This window comes from Geodermatophilus nigrescens, from assembly GCF_900129495.1.
GTDB lineage: Bacteria > Actinomycetota > Actinomycetes > Mycobacteriales > Geodermatophilaceae > Geodermatophilus > Geodermatophilus nigrescens.
The window spans coordinates 871,562-890,705 of record NZ_FQVX01000003.1 but is presented as its reverse complement, the minus strand read 5'-3'; the positions used below and the strand labels follow the sequence as shown (position 1 = coordinate 890,705).

Sequence of the window (19,144 nt, the reverse complement as noted above, 5' to 3'; positions counted from 1 at the left end):
TCAGCCGATCCACTCGTCGATCTGGTCGGCGTTCGCGTCCACCCAGTCGCGCGCCACCGCGGCCACGTCCTCGCCGTCGACGTCGACCCGCTTCTGCATCTCCTCCATCTCCTCGACGGAGATGCGGAAGTCCGTCAGCAGGTCGACGAACGCCGGCGCCTGCTCGCGCAGCTCGTCGCTGGCGGCGATGTTGGCGCTGTAGGAGGGCATCGCGCAGGCGCCGTCGCCGGTGGTCAGGCACCCGTCGCTGTAGGGCGTGGGCTCCTCGAGCTGCACCATGTCGTACTGCGCGAAGACCGCGTGCGGGTGGTACAGGTACAGCACGATCGGCTCCTCGCGGCTGTAGCTGTTCGCCAGCTGCGCGAGCTCGGCGGCCTCGCTGGACACCACGTGCTCGAGCCCGATGCCGTAGCCCTCGAGGCGCTTGGCGTTCTGCTCGGTGGTGATGTAGCCGGGGTCGGCGTCGTAGAACTTGTTCCCGAGCTGGTCGGCGTACTCGTCGAGCTGCGTGACGCTGGTCAGCCCCTCGAGCGGGCCGCCCGGCTCCAGCGCGTACGCGGGGACGAACCAGCCCTGCGAGGCGTCCCCGTAGGTCTCCGACACGATCTCGACGCGGTCGGCGGCGGAGTCGGCGAGCTCCTGCTGGTTGGGCAGGGCGACCTCGGTGAGCAGGTCGATGTCACCGCGCTGGGCGCCCGCCCAGGCGGCGGCCGGGTCGAGCTGGGTGGTGGCGAGCGAGGCGACCCCGAGGTCGGGGTTGTCGGCGGCGATCTCACCGAGGATGCCGGTGGTCAGGCCGGCCGCGGTCCAGCTGAACTGCGCGGTCTGGACGGTGATCCCGTCGCCGCTGCCGGAACCGGCGCCCGAGTCGGGCTGCTCGCTCGTGCAGCCGGCGACGGCGGCGGCCAGGACGGCGGTGAGGGCCACCGCGGAGGCGCGGGGCCGGAGGGTCGTGCGCTGCATGGGGTCTCTTCCTGGAGGTCGTCGGGCCCGGGAGGCCGCGGCGGAGGGAGGCGCGCGCGACGAGGCGCAGGCCCCTCTCTGGGAAGAGCCTGCGCCTGAGGCGGCGGTCGTGCTGGGCGGAGGTGCCCCGCCGTCACCCGGCGGAGGGACCGACCGGGGCGTCGCCGCGCAGCGTGATGCGGTGCATGACACGGCGCTGGTCGCCGTAGTCGCGGTTGGCGTAGTGCACCGTCGAGCGGTTGTCCCACATCACGACGTCGCCGACCGACCAGCGGTGCCGGACGACGTGCTCCGGCTTGGTGATGTGCGCGTAGAAGAGGTCGAGGAGGTACCGGCTCTCGGCGTCGGACACGCCCTCGATGTGCGACACGAAGCCCGGGTTGACGAACAGCCCCTTGCGGCCGGTCTCGGGGTGCACGCGGACGACCGGGTGGGCGACCGGGACGAGGGCGCGGTACTCCTCGCCCTCCCACTTCGTGCGCTCCTCGCGCTGGGCGATGTAGTAGCCGAACTCGCGGGTGCCGTCGTGCACCGCGACGAGCTGGTCGGCCAGCCGCTGCACCGGCTCGGACAGGGAGCGGTAGGCGAGCTCCAGGTCGGCCCACTGGGTGTCGCCACCGGTGGGCGGGAGGACGACGGCGCGCAGCACCGACCCGAGCGGGGGCCGGCGGACGAAGGTGACGTCGGTGTGCCAGATGTCGGCGAACCCGCCGGTGGCGCTGTCCAGCGCGTAGATCTCGGGGTGCTCCTGGTCGACGCCCGGGACGACGGGGTGCGACTCGGTGACCTCGCCGAGCCGGCGGCCCAGCGCGATCTGGCCGTCGGGGTGCAGGTCGTGCTGGCCGGCGAAGAACAGCACCTTGTACTCGGCGAGCGCGGCCCGGACGGCCCGGACCTGCTCGTCGGTGGCGCGGGCGAGGTCGAGGCCGTGGACGCGGGCGCCGATGGTGGGCTCGAGGCGCTCGAGCTCGAGGGCGGCGACGTCGGCGTGGACGTCGGCGGGCTGGGTCGGGGCTGCGGCGAGCAGGGTCATGCGAGGACTCCGGGGGATGCGGCTGGACGGGACGGGGGACGGTCCTCAGGCCCGACAGAGCGCGCTCGCGCACCGCAGCAGGTCGACGTGCCGGCGCTCGACGAGCGCCAACCGCACAATCCCGACCGACTGCATGGGGATTACCGTAGCGGTCGATCGGGTCCGGCGACACGCGGGTGCCCTCGTCCCGCCCCCTGGAGGACCCGTGCCCACCACCGTCCGCGCCTACGCCGCCACGTCGCCCACCGATCCGCTGGCGCCGACGACGATCGACCTGCGGGACGTCGGCCCCCGCGACGTGCGCATCGACATCCGGTACGTCGGCATCTGCCACTCCGACATCCACACCGCGCGCAGCGAGTGGGGCGCCACGCGCTACCCCGTCGTCCTCGGTCACGAGATCGCCGGGGTGGTGGCCGAGGTCGGCGCCGAGGTGAGCCGGTTCCGCGTCGGCGACCGCGTCGGCGTCGGCTGTCTCGTCGACTCCTGCCGGGAGTGCCGCTACTGCCGGCGCGGGGACGAGCAGTTCTGCACCGAGGGCTACGTCGAGACCTACTCGAGCACCGGGCGGGACGGGCGGCCCACCCAGGGCGGCTACGCCGAGGGCATCGTCGTCACGGAGGACTTCGTCCTGCGCATCCCCGACGGCCTGGCGCTCGACGTGGCCGCCCCGCTGCTGTGCGCGGGCGTCACCGTCTACTCCCCGCTGCGCCACTGGGGAGCGGGCCCGGGGACCCGGGTCGCCGTCGTCGGGCTGGGTGGGCTGGGGCACGTGGCCGTCCAGGTCGCCGCCGCGCTCGGAGCCGAGGTCACGGTGCTGTCCCAGTCCCTGCGGAAGCAGGAGGACGGCCTGCGCCTGGGGGCGGGCCACTACGCCGCCACGAGCGCCCCGGACACCTTCGCCCGCCTGGCGGGCTCGTTCGACCTCGTCCTCAACACCGTCAGCGCGTCGGTCGACGTCGACGCGTACCTGTCCCTGCTCGACGTGGACGGCACGCTGGTCAACCTCGGGATCCCCGAGCACCCGCAGTCGCTGGACGTCGCCTCGCTGCTCATGCGTCGCCTCTCCTACGCCGCGTCCAACATCGGCGGCATCCGCGAGACCCAGGAGATGCTCGACTTCTGCGCCGCGCACGGCATCGCCGCGGAGGTCGAGACGATCGGCGTGGACCGCGTGGACGAGGCCTTCGACCGGGTGGTGGCCTCCGACGTGCGCTACCGCTTCGTGATCGACACGGCCACCCTGGCGTGACGCGCCGGTAGCGGACGGCACCGGGGGGTTGCCGATCTCCGGGACGGGGAACAGCGGTATCGGACGACGCCGACCGGAACGAGCCGATGACCGCACGCACCTGGCCGCGACGGCCCTGCCCCGAGACCACGGGATCCCGCTACGACTACGAACTCGCCTCCGCGGCACAGCTGCGCACCATGCGCGCCGGGCTGCGGGACTGGCTGCCCGCCGTGACGAGTGACCCCGACCTGCTCGACGAGCTGCTCCTGACCCTCGACGAGCTGGCGTCGAACGGCCTGCGGCACGGGCTCCCGCCCGTGCGCGTGAGCGTCGCGTCCTCGGCGGACGACCTGCTGCTCGCCGTCAGCGACGCCGCGCCCGAGTGCGCGCCGGAGCCGGCGACGGGGCGGGACCCCGCGCAGGGCGGGATGGGCCTCAACCTGGTGGCCGACCTGTCGGTCGCGTGCGGCTGGGACGTCCACGACGGCCGCAAGCACGTCTGGGCCTGCCTGTCCCGGGGCTGACCGGAGGGCCGGCACCCCTCGGGAGGAGGACCCCCGGCGGGCCAGGAACGCGGGACGCCCGGCCCGGCGTTGTGCTCTCCGGACGACGCGCCCGCCCCCGGCGCGCGCCCGAGGAGGGGACATGGACTACCTCAACCGCCTGCGCTCCGAGCGCCCGGTGCTCTACTGGCTCGTCCTGCTGGTCGGGTTCTGGCTGGCCTTCCAGCTCCTCCTCGGCGTCGCGCAGCTGCTGCTGGGCGGTTTCGCGCTGCCGGCGTGGGCGCCCCTGGCCCTGGTGCTCGGCGTGCTCGTCCTCGTCGCCCGGCGCCAACAGGGACGCTGACCCACCGGTCAGGACACGGCGGCCGCCGGGGCCTCCGCCGGGAGGGCCGTCCGGCGGCGCGGGCGCAGCTGCACGACCACCACGGACGCCAGCACCAGCAGGCCGCCGGCGAGCTGGACCGGCGTCAGGGACTCCCCCAGCGTCACGGCGGCCAGCGCCGCGGTGACGAGGGGCTCGGCGGTGGACAGGATGGCCGCGGTCGACGGGCCGGTGCGGCGCAGGCCGGCGAAGAAGGCCAGCATCGCGACGACGGTCGACACGACGGCGATGCAGCCGACCCACAGCCACCCGGCCGGCCCGAAGCCGAGGTCCAGCCCGCCGCCGGCGATCGCCCGGCCGGTGAGCGCCACGGCGGCGCCGGCCATCACCAGCGCGGACAGCACCACCGGCGCCAGCCGGTGCACCACCGTGTCGGCCACGAGGATGTAGCAGGTGTAGGTGACGGCGGCGCCGAAGGCGAGGGCCACGCCCGTGCCGTCGAACCGCACGCCGCCGGCGCCGAGCAGGACCAGCAGCGTCCCGCCGGACGCGACCAGCAGCGCCGCGGCGCGCGCCGGGGTCAGCCGGTCGCGGCCGAGCAGCACCGCGGCCAGCGTGACGAGCGCCGGATAGGTGTAGAGCACGAGCGCCACCAGCGAGGCGTCGATCCGCTCGAGTGCGGTGAAGTAGAGGGTGGCCTGGGTGGCGTACCCGACGGCGCCGAGCGCCAGGGCGGTCAGCAGGAGCCGCCGGCCGAGCGGCCGCCGCGGCCCCGGGCCGCCTGACCGCAGGCCGGGCCGCAGCGCGAGGACGCCGGCCAGCAGCAGCGCGGCGAGGAGGAACCGCAGCGCGAGGAGCGCCTCGGGCCCGACCCCGGCGGCGTAGGCGAGCTTGCCGAACACCCCCATCGCGCCGAAGCAGGCCGCCGACAGCAGGCACAGTGCGAGACCCACGCCGGACAGCCTCGCCCGCACGTCCCGTCAGCTCCAGCGACGGTTCGTGGACCGCACTGGTTAGCGTCCCTGCATGGTCGAGTTCGATCTCCGCCGGCTACGCGTGCTGCGGGAGCTGGAGCTGCGCGGCACCCTCGGCGCCGTGGCCGCCGCGCTGGGCTACACGCCGTCGGCGATCTCGCAGCAGCTGGCGGTCCTGGAGCGGGAGGCCGGCACGCCGCTGCTGGAGAGGGCGGGCCGGGGCGTGCGCCTCACCGACGCCGGGCGCCTCCTCGCCCGGCACGCCGGGGTCCTGCTCGCCGCGGCCGAGGCGGCGCGCGCGGACCTCGCGGCGTTCGGCGGCGAGGTCCGCGGCACGGTCCGGGCGGGCGGCCTGCAGTCGGCCACCCGCCACCTGCTCGTCCCCGCGGTGGCCGGCATGCGCGGCGAGCACCCGCGGGTGCGGGTCGAGGTGTCGGAGCTGGAGCTCGAGCAGGCGCTGCCGGAGCTGCGGTCGGGCAGCCTCGACGTCGTCGTCAGCGACGAGTACGACGGCCACCCGCGCCCGCGGCCGGCGGGGCTGCGGTTCGCCGTGCTGCACGAGGAGCCGCTGCACCTCGTCCTGCCCGCCGACCACCCCGCGGCCGTCCCGGGAGGCCCGGTCGCCCTGGCGCACCTGCGCGACGACGCCTGGGCGGCCTCCGGCGCCGGGACCGGGCACACGGCGCTGGTCGTCGGCGCCTGCCGCTCCCTGGGCGGGTTCGAGCCGGACCTGCGGCACCGGTCCGACGACGCCGACGTCCAGCTCGAGCTCGTGCGCCGCACCGGCGCCGTTGCCCTGCTCCCCGCGCTCACCCTGCCCGGGGGCGACCCGGCGCTGGCCGTGCGCGACGTCGCCGGGGCCGCCGTCCGGCGCCGGCTCGTGCTGCTCACCCGCGACCAGCCCGCTCCCCCGGCCCTGGCCGCCTTCCTCACCGCGGTGCGCGGCCGGGCGGAGCAGCTCGGCTGAGCGGGCCGACGGCGGTCAGCCCGGGTAGGCGACCCAGCCGCCCGGGAAGGCGTCGGGCGGGGCGAGCCCGGGCCGCGGCCCGCCGTCGAGGTCGTCGGCCGCCGCGACGACCTCCTCGGCGCCCACGCCGAGCAGCACCCGGGTGACCTGCTGGGTGGAGTCGAGCAGGTCGTCGAGGGCGCGGTCGACGTGCGCCCCGGTGACCACCTCGACCGGGTCCTGCTCGTGCAGCGCCTCGAGCACCGCGCGGCGCAGCAGCTCCTTGAGGAACGACGCCGTCACCCCGTCGGTGCGCTCGACGGCCCGCTCGACGTCGTCGCCGGTGAGCCGCAGCGGCACCGCCCGGCCGTAGAGCCGCAGCAGGTCGCGGCGGGCGGCGGCGTCGGGCAGGCCGACCTCGACCGCGACGTCGATGCGCCCCGGCCGCGCGGCGAGGGCGGGCTCGAGCAGGTCGGCCCGGTTGGTGGTCAGCACGAACAGCAGGTCGGCGTCGGGGGCGGCGCCGTCCATGGCGTCGAGCAGGTCGAACAGCACGGGGCTGCCGCCGGGGCCGAACGAGCGTTCGGCGGCCACGAGGTCGACGTCCTCCAGGACGACGACGGCCGGCTGCAGCTCGCGGGCGAGCTCGGCGACCGCCCCGATCGCCCCGAGGGAGCGGCCGGTGAGCAGTAGCCGGGTGTAGTCGTCCATCCGGCCGAGCAGCCACCGCACGGTGTGCGTCTTGCCGGTGCCGGGCGGGCCGTAGAGCAGCAGGCCGCGCTTGAGGTGCTGGCCGGCGGCGCGCAGGCCCGCGCGGTGCTCGGCGACCCCGACGGCGTGCCGCTCGACCCGGTCCAGGACGACGGCGGGCAGCACGACGTCGTCACGGGTCAGGCCCGGCGGCTCGAGGAAGGTGAGCTCGACGCCGCCCATCGGCGTCGGCGTCACCTCGACCAGCTGCCCGCGGTAGACGTTGCGCTCGCGGCGCAGCCGGTCGAGCTCGGCCAGCACCTCCTGCGCCGCGCGGACCGGCAGCCCCGCCACCTCCACCGACAGGGTGGGCCGGTGCTCGCCGGGGCCCTGCACGAGGAGCACGTAGCGCCCGGTGTCGTCGGTGACCAGCAGCAGCGCCAGCCGCAGGCACGCGAGCGTCGAGCCGGGGCCGTCGGGCAGGTCGACCACCGTCGGGGCGGACAGCCGCACCGGCGGCAGCGCCTCGCCGGTCATCAGCTGCTGCAGCGAGATGTCGCCGTAGTGCGGCGGGAGGACGACGCCGTGCACCTCGACCGTGCGCCCCTCGGCGGCCGTCCAGGCGTCCAGCGCCGTCTGCAGGTTGACGTGCTCGAAGCCCGACAGCGTCCGGGAGACGACGGACTCCGCCAGCCCCGCCGCGCCGAGCGACCCCCGCACGAGGGCCACGACCTCGTTGGCCCCCTGCGCCGGGGCGTGCAGCCAGTTCAGCAGCGACTGCAGGCCCTCGGCGAACCGCCTCGCCTCGTCGTCCGACGCTCCCGCCACGCTGCCCCCGCTCCGTCGGCCCGGCCGTGCCGGCGGAGCGTAGCGATCACCGGCCTGTGGCGCCTCAGCCCGCGGCGGGCAGCCGCACCAGGTCGAGCACCGCCCGGGCCGCGCTGCCCGGCGGCGCGAGCAGCACGAGCTCGCGGCCGTGCCCGGCGAGCTGGTCGCGCACCCGGTGCAGGACCTGCACGCCCGCGCTGGCCAGCAGGGTGACCGCGGACAGGTCGAGGGTCAGCGACAGCACGCCGCCGCGGGTGGCGGCCGCCACCGTGCGGTCGAGCTCGTCGACGCTGGTGACGTCGACCGGCCCGCTCACCCGCAACCGCACCGCGCCGGGGGTGCCGTCGGGCTCCCCGGGCACCACGCCGAAGGGCTCGCGGGGCGGCGCGGCGGCGCCCGGGCCGGCGTCGGCGCCGAGCATCGCCGGCCGGTGGAGCCGGTGCCGGAGCGTGACCACGGTCCCCGAGCCGCCGTCGGAGCGCTGCACGTGCAGCGAGTCGGTGAGCTGCTGGGCGAGCAGCAACCCGCGCCCGCGGTGCGAGGCGCCCGGGTCGGGGTCGCGCCACCGCCCCTCGTCGGCGACGCGGCACTCGAGCACCCCGTCGGGCAGCAGCACCGCGTCGAGCCGGACCGGGCCGGTCTCGCCGCGCGGGTAGGCGTGGTCGACGGCGTTGGCCACCGCCTCCCACACGGCGAGCTCGACCGCGCCCCGGTCGTCGGCGGCCGGGTCGAGCTCGTCGAGCCACGCGTCGACGGTCCGCCGCAGCCGCCGCACCTCGTCGCGGGCCGTGCCGGAGTCGGCGTGCAGGGGCGGCACGGGCACCGCCAGGCGGTGCGCGGCCAGCGTGGTGACGTCGTCGTCGTAGCCGGTGCGGGTGAGCAGCTCGACGGTCAGCCGGCACAGCCGCTCGTCGGGGGCGCCCGGCGCGCCGAGCGGGAGGGCCCGGTTGGCGGCCGCGTCGGAGGCGACGCCGGCGAGCTCGGCCATGCCGTCGGCGATGCTGCGGAACGGCCGCTCGATGAGCCCGTCGCTGTACAGGAGCACCGTCTCGCCGGGGGCGAGGACGTCGTCGGTGATCTCGGGGACGGAGCCCGGGGCGGCGGTGCCCAGCGGTCCCGCCGCCCCGGGGGCGAGGAAGCGGGTCGTCCCCTCCCCGTCGACCACGAGGGGCGGCGGCTGGCCGCAGCAGGCGTAGCGGAGGGCGCCGGTCGCCGGGTCCAGGACGACGAGCGCCACGGTCGCGGCGTGCAGCCGCGGGTTGCGCGCGGCGAAGGCGTCGGCCCGGGCGAGCGCCTCGGCGGGTCCGAGGCCGGCGAGCAGCGCGTCGCCGAGGACCGCGCGCAGCTGACCCATGGCCGCCGAGGCCGCCACCCCGTGCCCGACGACGTCGCCGACGACGAGCGCCACGGTCCCCGCGGGCAGCGGGATCGCGTCGAACCAGTCGCCGCCGGCCACCTGGTCGCCCGCGGCCACCAGGTACCGGGCGGAGATCCGGGCACCGGGCAGCACCGGCAGGGTGGCCGGCAGCAGTGCCTCCTGCAGCGTCGTGACCAGGGCCCGCGCGTCCCGGAAGCGCCGCTCGGCGTCGGCGGCCTGCTCCTGCGCCGCCTGCCGGGCGAGCACCTGCTCGGTGACGTCGTGGGCGAAGGTGGCCACGCCGTCGACCTCGCCGTCGGCCGAGCGGGTCGGCGCGAGGTGGAAGTCGAGGAACACCTCCTGCAGCTCCCCGGTGCCGCCGGGGTCCACCTGCAGCCGCCACTCCCGGGCCACCCGGTCGCGGCCGGTCGCCAACACCTCGTCGAGGAGCTCGAAGATGTGCTGCCCCTCCAGCTCGGGCAGGGCGTCGCGGATCGGCAGGCCGACCAGGTCGTCGCGGCCGAAGAACGCCCGCATCGCGCCGTTCGCCGCGACGACGGCGTGCTCCGGGCCGCCGTAGACGCACAGGATCAGCGGCATCTGGTCGTAGGCGACGCGGACGGCGGAGGCGTCGCCGACCAGCCGGTCGGCGTCTGCTCCGCCGCGCTGCACCACTCGCCCACCCACCCCCGCGGTCCTCCGGCGCGAGCGCGCCGCGGCGCCCCCCTACCCCCCGGACCTGCGGGTCCATGCACCGTGCCGGTGCGCGGCACCCCGCCGGGCGGTCCTCCTGGCCGTGCGGCCCCCGGTGGTCGATGATCGGGTGATGACGGTCACCGCACTGCCCTCGCGCGGGAGGTGGGTCTGGGACGCGCGCGACCGGACCCGCGCGGTCCGCGTCTCGGCGCACGCCGCCCAGGGGCTGCTCAACCTGAGCATCTGGCGCGACGACGTGTGCGTCGGCACCGTGAAGCTGCGGCCCGACGAGGCCGCCGACCTGGTGTCCGGCCTGTCGGAGGGGCTCGCCCAGCTGGCCGCCGCGCCGGCCCGCCCGGTCCCGGTCGACGCGCGGGTGCTCGACCTGGAGACGCGCCTGGCCGCCGTCGAGTCCGCCGTCGGGGGGCCGACAGGCGCCGCCCGCCGGTACCGCAGCGAGCCGCCCGCGCTGCGGGTGGCCCGCGCGCTGGCCCGCCGGGTGCAGCAGCGCCTCGCGCCCGACCCCCGGGCCCGCTGACACCGGGCCGGCCCGTGCGGGTCGTCTCCCTGCTCCCGTCGGCGACCGAGATCGTCTACGCCCTGGGCCTCGGCGAGCAGCTCGTCGGCGTCACGTTCGAGTGCGACGAGCCGCCGCGGGCCCGCGCCGAGAAGACCGTCGTCGTCGGCGGGCTGGACACCGCGGGGATGACGCCGGCGGACGTCGACGCCGCCGTCCGCGCCCGCGTCGCCGCCGGGGAGGACCTGTACACGCTGGACGCCGGCGCCCTCGCGGCGCTGGACCCCGACGTCGTCCTCACCCAGGACCTCTGCCGCGTCTGCGCGCTGCCCGCGGGCTCCGTCGACGCCGCGCTGGCGCACCTCGGCTGCCGCGCCGACGTGGTGACCCTCGACCCGCACACCCTCGAGGACGTCCTGGCCACGATCACCACCGTCGGCGAGCGCACCGGCACCGCGCCGCGGGCCGCGGAGCTCGTGGCGTCGCTGCGCGCCCGGCTGGACGCCGTCGCGCGCCGGGTGGCCGGGCGGCCCCGCCCGCGGGTGGCCGTCGTCGAGTGGGTCGACCCGCCGTTCCCGGCCGGGCACTGGGTCCCCGACCTGGTCACCGCCGCGGGCGGGCAGCCGGTGGCGTGCCGCCCCGGGCAGCGGTCGGCGCCGGTCCCCTGGGCCGAGTTCACCGCGGCCCGCCCCGACGTCGTCGTGGTCGCGCCCTGCGGCTTCGGCCTGGACGGGGCCGCCGGGCAGGCGGCCGACGTCGCGGGCCGGCTGCCCGGCGTGCCGGTCTGGGCGGTCGACGGCAACGCGGTGGTCGTCCGCCCCGGCCCCCGGCTGGTCGACGGCGTGGAGGTCCTCGCCGCGCTCCTGCACGGCGGGGAGGTGCCGCCGCCCCTGGCGGTCCGGGTCACCTGAGCGGCGGCTCCCCACCGCCTGAGCCGCCGCGGCCGGCTCAGGCGGTGGGGGTGCGCCGGCGCGTGGTCCAGGCCAGCGCCAGGCCGGCGATGCCGGTGACCGCGCCGACGACGCCGAGCACCAGCGCGGTCGTGGCGGTCCCGGAGCCGCCGTCGCCGCTCGCGGAGGCCTCGGCGACGTCGGTGGTGGGGGCGTCACCGCCGCCGTCGCCGTCGGCGGCCGCGGCACCGGCCAGCGTCAGCACCGGCGCCGGGTACTCGGGCTCCTCGCCGCCGACCGTGGGCTCGATCCAGGCGGCCTCCGTGCCGTCGCTGTAGGTCTGCACGGCCGGGTAGCTCACCTCGTCGGCGTCCGGGAACGGGCCGCCGGACAACGCGAACTCCAGGAATTCGCCGGGGCCGATGCCCTGGCCCTCCTCGGCGCGGAACTCCACGACGGAGACGTACTCGGTGATCTCCTGGCCGTGGGACTCCAGCGGCTCGGCCAGCTGCGCCCGGGTGGTCGACACCGTCCAGCCGGGCACCGGCATGGCCCGCAGCGAGGCCATCGCGGCCTCCTCCGGGACGGAGATCCGGACGGCCACGGTGCTGGCGGTGTCGCTCTCGTTCGGCACGCGGAAGGTCAGCTTCCCGTAGCCGCCGGCGGCCGCGTCCTGCGACGAGACGGTGACGTGCGCCGAGGCGACCCCGGCGGTCGCCAGGAGCGCGGCCAGGCCGGCCGCCAGGACGACGGCCAGCCGGTGGATGGTGCGGGACACGGTTCTCCTCGGGTCGGTGGTCGGGTGCGGCGGGCCGCACCTCTCCCCCCTCTGGTCGTCGCGCGCGCCGCCGCGGTTCCCGTGTGCCCGGTCACGGCCGCCACCGAGCCGCCCGACGGTCCTGTGCGGTGCCGGTTTAGCGTCGCCGCATGGAGCACACCGGGGTGCAGACCACCCGCGCCGGCGACGTCGAGATCGCCTACGAGACCTTCGGCTCGCCCGAGGACACACCGCTGCTGCTGGTCATGGGCCTGGCCACCCAGATGGTCGGCTGGCCCGACGGGTTCTGCCGGATGCTCGCCGACCGCGGCCTGTACGTCGTCCGGTTCGACAACCGCGACATCGGCCTGTCCACGCACCTCCACGACGCCGGCGCGCCCGACGTGCTCGCCGTCATGGGCGGCGACCACAGCCGCGTCGCCTACCGGCTGGCCGACATGGCCGACGACACCGCGGGCCTGCTCGACGCGCTCGGCCTCGACAGCGCGCACGTCGTCGGCGGCTCGATGGGCGGGATGATCGCCCAGACGCTGGCCATCCGGCACCCGCAGCGGGTGCGCAGCCTGACCTCGATCATGTCGACGACCGGCGACCCCGCCGTCGGCTCGCCTGCCGAGGCCGCCATGGGCGTCTTGCTCGCCCCGCCGGCCACCGACCGGGAGTCCGCGCTGCAGCGGGCCGTCGACACCTACCGCGTCATCGGGTCGCCGGGCTTCGAGTTCGACGAGGCCGGCCTGCGCGAGCGCGCCGGGCTGTCCTTCGACCGCGCCCACGACCCGGCCGGCGTCGCCCGCCAGCTCGCCGCGATCCTCGCCAGCCCCGACCGCACCGCCGACCTGGCGTCGGTCGCCGTCCCCACGCTGGTCGTGCACGGCGAGCAGGACGCGCTGGTGGACGTCTCCGGCGGCCGCGCGACGGCGGCGGCGATCCCCGGCGCCGAGCTGCTCGTCGTCGACGGGATGGGCCACGACCTGCCGCGCGAGGTGTGGCCGCAGATCGTCGACCGGGTCGCCGCGCTGGTCGACCGGGTCGAGCGGGCCTGACCTCCCGGGGCCCCGCCGCGCGGCGGGGCCCCGGACCGGGCTCAGCTGGTGAGCATGCCGCCCTCCACCGGGATCGTCGTCCCGGTGACGTAGCCGCCGGCCTCGCTGACGAGGAAGACGAGGGCGGCCGCGAGCTCCATCGGGTCGCCGGCGCGGCCGGCGAGGACCCGGCCCATCTGCTGGTCGAGGTAGCCCTCGGGGTACTGGTCGGTCATCTCCGAGGCGAAGAAGCCCGGCGCCAGCGCGTTGACCCGGATGCCCTTGCGGCCGGTCCATTGCTGCGCGAGGTCGCGGGTCAGGCCGATCAGCCCCGCCTTGCTCGCCGCGTACGCCGCCTGGGGCAGCCCGGCGGTGGTCAGCCCCAGCACGCTGGAGATGTTCACGATCGAGCTGCCCGGCTGCATCACGCGCCCGCAGGCCTGGGCCATCCAGTAGCAGCCGTTGAGGTTCACGTCGATGACCGACCGGAACTCCTCCGGCTTCTCGCGGGTGGCCGGCGCGGCGGTGCCGATGCCGGCGTTGTTGACCAGGACGTCGACACGCCCGAACTCCGCCATCGTGGCGTCGACCAGCGCCTGGCAGTCCTCCACCCGCGCGACGTCCGTGCGCACGGTGATCGCCCGCCGGCCCTCCGCCTCGACCGCCTCCCGCGTCGCGGCCATGCGGTCCTCGCGGCGGGCGCCGAGGGCGACGTCGGCCCCGGCCTGCGCCAGCGCCCGGGCGAACACCACGCCCAGCCCCGAGGACGCCCCCGTCACGATCGCCACCCTGCCGTCGAGCCGGAACATGTCCAGGACGCTCTTGTCCGCCACCGTGCACTCCCCTCGCCGACCATGCCGTCCCCGGGACCGTATCCGGGCTGTGCGGTACATCACCGCCCGGGCGGGTAGGGGGTGCTGCGCGGGCAGCAGGACCCGCGGGGAGGGAGTCGGCATGACGTCGGCACAGCCACCGGGCACGCCGCTGTGGCGGCAGGCGTTCGACGCCGCCGAGAAGGCGGTGACCCCGCACGCGGAGAACCTGGTGCGGACCCCCGGGTTCGCCACCGGCGTCACCCTGCTGCGCCGCGCGCAGACGATGGCGCGCGACACCGCACGCGGGGTGTCCGCCCGCGCCTGGCACCTGGTCAACCTGCCCGCCGGCAGCGACCTGGCGCGGCTGCGGGCGCAGATCGGCGCGCTGGACCGCGAGGTGCGCCGGCTGACCGTGCAGCTGGAGAACGAACGACGTGCCCGTGCCGCCGACCCCACCCCGGAGGAGCCCGATGCCGACGGTCCCCACTCCCCAGGCGGTGCTCGACCGCGTGCGCCGCGACGTCGAGCGCAACGCCCTCCGCGCGCGTAACGGCATCAAGCTCGCCGCCGGCGTCGACCGGCCCGGCGTCGGGCTCACGCCCAAGGACGTCGTCTGGCAGCGCGGCCGCACCCAGCTGTGGCACTACCGCAGCGAGAAGGTGCGGTACTCGCCGCCGCTGCTCATCGTGTTCAGCCTGATCAGCCGCAGCTACATCCTCGACCTGACGCCGGGGAACTCCTTCGTCGAGCAGCTGCTCGACGCCGGCTTCGACGTCTACATGGTCGACTGGGGCGAGCCCGACGAGCGCGACGCGCAGAACCGCCTCGAGGACTACGTCGACGACTACGTCCCCGCGGCCGTCGACCGGGTGCGGGAGATCTCCGGCGCCGACGAGGTCAACCTGTTCGGCTACTGCTTCGGCGGCGACCTCTCGCTCCTCTACGCCGCGCACCACCCCGACGCCCCGGTGCGCAGCCTGAGCGTGCTGGCCACCCCCGTCGACTTCACGGAGATGGGGCCGATGGCCGACATCTTCCGCAGCGGCGGGATGGAGGTCGACGACGTGGTCGACGAGAACGGCAACGTCCCGCCGCGCATCGTCGTCCAGGGCTTCCGCACCCTCACCCCCACCGCCGAGGTCACCCGCTACGTGACGCTGTGGGAGCGGCTCTGGAACGACGAGTACGTGGCGGCCTACCAGGCGATGACCGGCTGGTCCGACGACCACATCCCGTTCCCCGGCGCGGCCGCGCGGGAGACCGTGCAGATGCTCGTGCGCGACAACGGCATGGTCACCGACCGGCTGACCGTCGGCGGGGACCGCGTGCACCTGTCCGACATCCGGCTGCCGTTCCTCACCGTGCGCGCCGACCGCGACCACATCGTCCCGCCGGCTGCCACGGCGCCCCTGATCGACCTGGTCGGGTCGGAGGACAAGCACGAGCTGCGGCTGCACGCCGGGCACATGGGGCTGGTGGTCGGCCGGACGGCGGCCAAGACCACCGTGCCGGAGATCATCGGGTTCCTGCGCCAGCGCAGCGACGAGCACACGCCCGGCCGCGCCGCCGGGCAGGAGGGGTGAGCGTGGACGTCGTCGAGCTCGGCGAGGCGCACTGCGACGCGCTGCTGCGGTTCTTCCGGTCGCTGCCGGAGGAGGACCTCACCTTCATCGAGGAGCAGGTGACCGACCCCGACGTCGTCCGGTCCTGGGCGTCCGGCGGCGGGAGCGCCCGGCGGTTCGTCACCGTCGACGGCGACGACCCGGGGGGCGACGTCGCCGGCTACGTGGCGATCCGGCGGCTGACGGGCTGGTCCTCGCACGTCGGCGAGGTCCGGCTCGTGGTCTCCCCCGCCCGCCGCGGCTCGGGCCTCGGACGGGCGCTGGCCCGGCACGCCCTGGTGACGGCGGTCGGCGACGGGCTGACCAAGCTCGTCGTCGAGGTGGTCGCCGAGCAGGGCAGCGCGCTGGCGCTGTTCACCGGCCTGGGCTTCACCGGGGAGGCGCTGCTGCGCGACCACGTCCGCGACCGGGAGGGGCAGCTGCGCGACCTCATGGTGCTGGCCCACCACGTCGACGAGACGTGGTCGGGCATGGCCACCGTCGGCCTCGACGAGGCACTCGGCCAAGATCTGAGCTGACCTCCGCTCCCGTTCCCCGGCCTCCCTGCAGGGTCCCGCCGCGAGCTCGCGAGCGGTGGGGGGCAGGGAGGTCCTTCGACCGAGGCTCAGGACTCCGTGACCCGGCCGTCCTCGACGGCGAACCGGCGGGTGGTGGCCACGGCGTCGAGCATCCGGCGGTCGTGGGTGACCAGCAGCAGGGTGCCCGGGTAGGCGGCGAGCGCGGACTCCAGCTGCTCGATGGCCGGCAGGTCGAGGTGGTTGGTCGGCTCGTCGAGGACCAGCACGTTCACCCCGCGGGCCTGCAGGAGGGCCAGGGCCGCGCGGGTGCGCTCCCCCGGCGACAGGGTCGCGGCCGGTCGCAGCACGTGCTCGGCGGTGAGGCCGAACTTGGCCAGCAGGGTGCGCACCTCGGCGGTGGGCCAGTCGGGCACCTCCGCGCCGAAGGCGTCCAGCAGCAGCCGGTCGCCGGTGAACAGTCCGCGCGCCTGGTCGACCTCGCCCAGCCGCACCGCCGGGCCCAGCGACGCGGCGCCGGAGTCCAGCGGCACCCGGCCGAGCAGCGCGCCGAGCAGCGTCGTCTTGCCCGAGCCGTTGGGGCCGGTGATGGCCACCCGGTCGCCCCAGTCGACCTGCAGGCTCACCGGCCCGAGGGTGAACCCGCCGCGGCGGACGACGGCGTCGCGCAGGGTGGCGACGACGGCGCCGGCGCGCGGGGCCGCGGCGATCGTCATCCGCAGCTCCCACTCCTTCCGGGGCTCCTCGACCACCTCCAGCCGCTCGATGCGCCGCTCGGTCTGCTTGGCCTTGGCGCCCTGCTTCTCCGCCGTCGACCGGTTGTGCGCGGTGATGTGCTTGTCCGGGTCCTTCTTCTTCTTGACCGCGTCGCGCACGCCCTTGGCCAGCCAGTTGCGCTGCATGCGCGCGCGGGCCTCGAGCTCGGCCCGCGTCCCGGCGTACTCCTCGTACTCCTCGCGCGCGTGCCGCCGGGCCACCTCGCGCTCGGCGAGGTAGGCCTCGTAGCCGCCGTCGACCACCCGAACGAGCTGCTGGGCGAGGTCGAGCTCGACGACGCGGGTGACGGTGCGGGACAGGAACTCGCGGTCGTGGCTGACCACGACGATGCCGGCGCGGTTGCCGGCGACGAACCGCTCGAGCTGGTCGAGCCCCGTCAGGTCGAGGTCGTTGGTCGGCTCGTCGAGCAGCAGCAGGTCGTAGCGGGACAGCAGCAGCGAGGCCAGGCCCACGCGGGCGGCCTGCCCCCCGGACAGCGCGGGCATCGGCGCGTCCGGCGCGACGCCGGGGGCCACCTCGGCGAGCACCGCCCCGAGCCGGTCGTCGAGGTCGGCGCCGCCCAGCGCCAGCCACCGCTCCAGCGCCTCGCCGTAGGCGTCGTCGGCACCGGGCCGCCCCTCGGCGAGGTCGGCGGTGGCCGCGTCGAGGGCGGCCTGCGCGGCGGCCACGCCGGTGCGCCGGGCGACGGCCGCGGCGACGGTCTCGCCCTCGCGGCGGTCGCGCTCCTGCGGCAGGTGCCCGACGGTCGCCGCCGGCGGGCTGAGCGACACCGAGCCGCCGCCGGCGGGCAGCTCGCCGGCCAGGGTGCGCAGCAGCGTGGACTTGCCGGCGCCGTTGACGCCGACCAGGCCGACGACGTCACCGGGCGCGACGACGAGGTCGAGGCCGGAGAACAGGACGCGGGCGCCGTGGCCGGCGGAGAGGGCGCGCGCGACGAGGGTGGCGCTCATGGGGTGCTCCCGGGAGGACGGTCGGAGGAGGGACGACGTCGGGTCCGCGGGTCACAGCACGCGACCACGGTAGCGCGGGCGCGCTCAGCCGTCGTGCGGGTTCCCGGCGTCGTCCTCGCGGTCGTCCCGGACGTCGTCCTCGGCGTCGCCGGCGAGGACGTCGTCGGCCATCTCGTCGAGCATCGACTCCAGCGCGTTGTCCTCCTCCCCCGGCGGCCGGCGGCGCACCAGCCAGGGCTGCAGGTGGTCGTAGCCGCGCACCGACACCCGCCGGAGCGGGCGCACCCGGTACTGCCGCAGGCCCCGCAGGTGCCCGGCCAGCACGCGGTCGGCGAGCAGCGTGCCGGGCCGGGCCAGCGAGGTGAGCCGGCTGGCCAGGTTCACCACCGGCGAGTAGACGTCGCCGAGCCGCGTGAGCACCGACCCGTAGGCGACGCCCACGCGCAGCGGCGGGCGGTCCTCGGCCTCCCAGGCGCCGGGCAGCGTCAGGCCGATCTCGACGGCGTCGACGGCGGAGACGGCGGTGTAGAGGACGCCGTCGCCGACGGTCTTGACCACCCGGCCCCGGTGCCGGGCGATGACCTCCGTCGCGGTGGCCTCGAACGCCTCCACCATCGCGCCGAGCTCGCGCCCGCCCATGCCGCGGGAGCGCGAGGTGTAGCCGACCAGGTCGGCGAACCCGACGGCGAGCTCGCGGCGGTCGCCGGGCGCCCCATCCGACATCAGCCGGTCCACGTTGGCCGCGAGGTGCCGGCGCCACACGTAGTCCTGCGTGCGGGCCAGCAGCGGCAGCAGCGTCTCGGCCGCGGCCACGACGTCGACCGGTCCCTCCGCGTCCCGGCCCTGGCGCAGCAGCGCGGCGGCGAGCAGGTCGGTCTGCCAGTCGGCCAGCCGCGACAGCGCCTGCCCGGTGGCCCGGGCGATCGACGCCTCGGTCCCCGGCTCGACGAAGCCGGAGTCGATGAGCGCCGAGACGGTCGCCAGCGCGCCGACGTCGGCGAGGGTGAAGGCCGGGTCGTCGTCGGCGACGTCGGGGAAGCCGAGCGCGCGCCACAGCCGCTGGGTCCGCTCCGGCGGCATGCCGGCCGCCGCGGCGACCTCCAGGCGCGTCAGCCGGCGCGGCCCGCCCAGCAGCAGGCGCTCCAGCGACTCCCGGACGTCGGGATCGGGGCCGGCGGGGTCCACGTCCGGCTCCGGGTCAGCCCGTCGTGTGGACGACGAGGACGTCGCAGGCCGAGCGCCGGGTGGCGTCGGCGGGGACCGAGCCCAGCAGCCGCCCCCTGATGCCGGCGAGCCCCCGGTTGCCGACGACGAGCAGGTCGGCGCCCTCGCGGCGGACCACGTCGAGCAGCGCCTCCACGGGCGAACCGACGACGGCGACCGTGCGCACCTCCCCTGCGCCCGCGGCCAGCGCCGCCTCCCCCGCCCGGCGGACGGTGTCCTCGGCGGGGTGCGAGCCGACCACCTGGTAGGCCTCGTCGCGCAGCACGTCCCGGGCCCGCGCGAGCTCCCGCTCGTCCTCCTCCGTCGGCAGGTACGCGCAGGCCACGACGAGGGCGGCACCACACGCACCGGCCAGGGCGCCCGCGCGCGCGACCGCGCGCAGGGAGGAGTCCGAGCCGTCGGTACCGACGACGACCGTCCGGTAGGCGCTCACGGCCGCACTGTAGTGACCGGCCGGACCGGCTGTGCCCGTGGTCACGGCGGCGCAC

Annotated in this window: 21 protein-coding genes; 10 read left to right on the top strand and 11 right to left on the bottom strand. The window is 76.4% G+C overall.

Going from position 1 to position 19,144, the window contains the following annotated elements; all coding sequences use genetic code 11:
* The 3 genes from BUE37_RS17945 to BUE37_RS25010 form a co-directional block, all read right to left on the bottom strand.
* A complete protein-coding gene (locus BUE37_RS17945) occupies window positions 1–963 on the bottom strand; it encodes a glycine betaine ABC transporter substrate-binding protein (RefSeq protein WP_073421681.1) in 963 nt (320 codons plus the stop codon).
* Between the two features lie 133 nt (window positions 964–1,096).
* On the bottom strand, window positions 1,097–1,996 hold the full coding sequence (locus BUE37_RS17940; RefSeq protein ID WP_073421680.1) for a TauD/TfdA dioxygenase family protein: 900 nt from the start codon (window positions 1,994–1,996) through the stop codon (window positions 1,097–1,099).
* A gap of 45 nt (window positions 1,997–2,041) precedes the next feature.
* Window positions 2,042–2,131: a putative leader peptide gene (locus tag BUE37_RS25010; protein WP_425432424.1), complete on the bottom strand. Its 90-nt coding sequence runs from the start codon at window positions 2,129–2,131 to the stop codon at window positions 2,042–2,044.
* Window positions 2,132–2,201: 70 nt separating this feature from the next.
* Here BUE37_RS25010 and BUE37_RS17935 point away from each other — a divergent pair, with 70 nt between their 5' ends.
* The 3 genes from BUE37_RS17935 (at window position 2,202) to BUE37_RS17925 (ending at window position 4,076) form a co-directional block, all read left to right on the top strand.
* Complete coding sequence (locus BUE37_RS17935) at window positions 2,202–3,248, top strand: NAD(P)-dependent alcohol dehydrogenase (protein WP_073421679.1); 1,047 nt, start codon at window positions 2,202–2,204, stop codon at window positions 3,246–3,248.
* A gap of 86 nt (window positions 3,249–3,334) precedes the next feature.
* Entirely contained in the window at window positions 3,335–3,754 is a 420-nt protein-coding gene (locus BUE37_RS17930; RefSeq protein WP_073421678.1) for an ATP-binding protein, read from the top strand.
* A gap of 121 nt (window positions 3,755–3,875) precedes the next feature.
* Window positions 3,876–4,076, top strand: a complete 201-nt coding sequence (locus tag BUE37_RS17925) for a hypothetical protein (protein WP_073421677.1) — start codon at window positions 3,876–3,878, stop codon at window positions 4,074–4,076.
* A gap of 8 nt (window positions 4,077–4,084) precedes the next feature.
* On the opposite strand, the gene BUE37_RS17920 is transcribed toward BUE37_RS17925, so the two are convergent.
* Entirely contained in the window at window positions 4,085–5,008 is a 924-nt protein-coding gene (locus BUE37_RS17920; RefSeq protein WP_073421676.1) for an EamA family transporter, read from the bottom strand.
* A gap of 73 nt (window positions 5,009–5,081) precedes the next feature.
* On the opposite strand from BUE37_RS17920, the gene BUE37_RS17915 reads away from it, so the two are divergent.
* The gene (locus BUE37_RS17915; RefSeq protein WP_073421675.1) at window positions 5,082–5,996 is read left to right on the top strand and encodes a LysR family transcriptional regulator; all 915 of its coding nucleotides are present in this window, start codon (window positions 5,082–5,084) and stop codon (window positions 5,994–5,996) included.
* Window positions 5,997–6,011: 15 nt separating this feature from the next.
* Here BUE37_RS17915 and BUE37_RS17910 read toward each other — a convergent pair whose 3' ends face one another.
* Window positions 6,012–7,493 (bottom strand): AAA family ATPase, encoded by a 1,482-nt coding sequence (locus BUE37_RS17910; protein WP_073421674.1) that lies wholly within the window; start codon window positions 7,491–7,493, stop codon window positions 6,012–6,014.
* A gap of 64 nt (window positions 7,494–7,557) precedes the next feature.
* Window positions 7,558–9,537, bottom strand: coding sequence for a SpoIIE family protein phosphatase (locus BUE37_RS17905; RefSeq protein ID WP_139253029.1), 1,980 nt, complete (start codon window positions 9,535–9,537; stop codon window positions 7,558–7,560).
* 139 nt (window positions 9,538–9,676) lie between these two features.
* Here BUE37_RS17905 and BUE37_RS17900 point away from each other — a divergent pair, with 139 nt between their 5' ends.
* The gene (locus BUE37_RS17900) at window positions 9,677–10,084 is read left to right on the top strand and encodes a hypothetical protein (protein WP_073421673.1); all 408 of its coding nucleotides are present in this window, start codon (window positions 9,677–9,679) and stop codon (window positions 10,082–10,084) included.
* 14 nt (window positions 10,085–10,098) lie between these two features.
* Window positions 10,099–10,974, top strand: a complete 876-nt coding sequence (locus BUE37_RS17895; protein ID WP_073421672.1) for a cobalamin-binding protein — start codon at window positions 10,099–10,101, stop codon at window positions 10,972–10,974.
* A gap of 37 nt (window positions 10,975–11,011) precedes the next feature.
* Here BUE37_RS17895 and BUE37_RS17890 read toward each other — a convergent pair whose 3' ends face one another.
* Window positions 11,012–11,731, bottom strand: a complete 720-nt coding sequence (locus tag BUE37_RS17890; protein ID WP_073421671.1) for a YcnI family protein — start codon at window positions 11,729–11,731, stop codon at window positions 11,012–11,014.
* Window positions 11,732–11,880: 149 nt separating this feature from the next.
* Here BUE37_RS17890 and BUE37_RS17885 point away from each other — a divergent pair, with 149 nt between their 5' ends.
* A complete protein-coding gene (locus BUE37_RS17885; RefSeq protein WP_073421670.1) occupies window positions 11,881–12,774 on the top strand; it encodes an alpha/beta fold hydrolase in 894 nt (297 codons plus the stop codon).
* 41 nt (window positions 12,775–12,815) lie between these two features.
* Here BUE37_RS17885 and BUE37_RS17880 read toward each other — a convergent pair whose 3' ends face one another.
* The gene (locus BUE37_RS17880) at window positions 12,816–13,586 is read right to left on the bottom strand and encodes an SDR family NAD(P)-dependent oxidoreductase (RefSeq protein ID WP_217651296.1); all 771 of its coding nucleotides are present in this window, start codon (window positions 13,584–13,586) and stop codon (window positions 12,816–12,818) included.
* 121 nt (window positions 13,587–13,707) lie between these two features.
* On the opposite strand from BUE37_RS17880, the gene BUE37_RS17875 reads away from it, so the two are divergent.
* Genes BUE37_RS17875 through BUE37_RS17865 form a run of 3 tightly spaced genes read left to right on the top strand, consistent with a single transcriptional unit; the run spans window position 13,708 to window position 15,708 of the window.
* Entirely contained in the window at window positions 13,708–14,118 is a 411-nt protein-coding gene (locus tag BUE37_RS17875; protein WP_073421669.1) for a hypothetical protein, read from the top strand.
* The gene (locus BUE37_RS17870; protein ID WP_073421668.1) at window positions 14,039–15,151 is read left to right on the top strand and encodes a PHA/PHB synthase family protein; all 1,113 of its coding nucleotides are present in this window, start codon (window positions 14,039–14,041) and stop codon (window positions 15,149–15,151) included. Before BUE37_RS17875 ends, BUE37_RS17870 begins: the two co-directional genes overlap by 80 nt.
* Before the next feature lie 2 nt (window positions 15,152–15,153).
* Complete coding sequence (locus BUE37_RS17865) at window positions 15,154–15,708, top strand: GNAT family N-acetyltransferase (RefSeq protein ID WP_073421667.1); 555 nt, start codon at window positions 15,154–15,156, stop codon at window positions 15,706–15,708.
* Window positions 15,709–15,794: 86 nt separating this feature from the next.
* Here the strand turns inward: BUE37_RS17865 and BUE37_RS17860 are convergent, their stop codons facing one another.
* The 3 genes from BUE37_RS17860 to BUE37_RS17850 all read right to left on the bottom strand — a co-directional run bounded on the left by BUE37_RS17860 (window position 15,795) and on the right by BUE37_RS17850 (window position 19,089).
* The gene (locus BUE37_RS17860; protein WP_073421666.1) at window positions 15,795–17,432 is read right to left on the bottom strand and encodes an ABC-F family ATP-binding cassette domain-containing protein; all 1,638 of its coding nucleotides are present in this window, start codon (window positions 17,430–17,432) and stop codon (window positions 15,795–15,797) included.
* A gap of 84 nt (window positions 17,433–17,516) precedes the next feature.
* Window positions 17,517–18,617 (bottom strand): adenylate/guanylate cyclase domain-containing protein, encoded by a 1,101-nt coding sequence (locus BUE37_RS17855; protein WP_073421665.1) that lies wholly within the window; start codon window positions 18,615–18,617, stop codon window positions 17,517–17,519.
* 13 nt (window positions 18,618–18,630) lie between these two features.
* On the bottom strand, window positions 18,631–19,089 hold the full coding sequence (locus BUE37_RS17850) for a universal stress protein (RefSeq protein WP_073421664.1): 459 nt from the start codon (window positions 19,087–19,089) through the stop codon (window positions 18,631–18,633).
* Window positions 19,090–19,144 lie beyond the last annotated feature (55 nt).

Bases quoted from the DNA above. Each gene is read 5' to 3' on its own strand.
- BUE37_RS17945 (WP_073421681.1), bottom strand. From the start codon at position 963: ATGCAGCGCACGACCCTCCGGCCCCGCGCCTCCGCGGTGGCCCTCACC.
- BUE37_RS17870 (WP_073421668.1), top strand. From the start codon at position 14,039: ATGCCGACGGTCCCCACTCCCCAGGCGGTGCTCGACCGCGTGCGCCGC.
- BUE37_RS17915 (WP_073421675.1), top strand. From the start codon at position 5,082: ATGGTCGAGTTCGATCTCCGCCGGCTACGCGTGCTGCGGGAGCTGGAG.
- BUE37_RS17925 (WP_073421677.1), top strand. From the start codon at position 3,876: ATGGACTACCTCAACCGCCTGCGCTCCGAGCGCCCGGTGCTCTACTGG.
- BUE37_RS17885 (WP_073421670.1), top strand. From the start codon at position 11,881: ATGGAGCACACCGGGGTGCAGACCACCCGCGCCGGCGACGTCGAGATC.
- BUE37_RS17940 (WP_073421680.1), bottom strand. From the start codon at position 1,996: ATGACCCTGCTCGCCGCAGCCCCGACCCAGCCCGCCGACGTCCACGCC.
- BUE37_RS25010 (WP_425432424.1), bottom strand. From the start codon at position 2,131: ATGCAGTCGGTCGGGATTGTGCGGTTGGCGCTCGTCGAGCGCCGGCAC.
- BUE37_RS17875 (WP_073421669.1), top strand. From the start codon at position 13,708: ATGACGTCGGCACAGCCACCGGGCACGCCGCTGTGGCGGCAGGCGTTC.
- BUE37_RS17930 (WP_073421678.1), top strand. From the start codon at position 3,335: ATGACCGCACGCACCTGGCCGCGACGGCCCTGCCCCGAGACCACGGGA.
- BUE37_RS17860 (WP_073421666.1), bottom strand. From the start codon at position 17,432: ATGAGCGCCACCCTCGTCGCGCGCGCCCTCTCCGCCGGCCACGGCGCC.
- BUE37_RS17900 (WP_073421673.1), top strand. From the start codon at position 9,677: ATGACGGTCACCGCACTGCCCTCGCGCGGGAGGTGGGTCTGGGACGCG.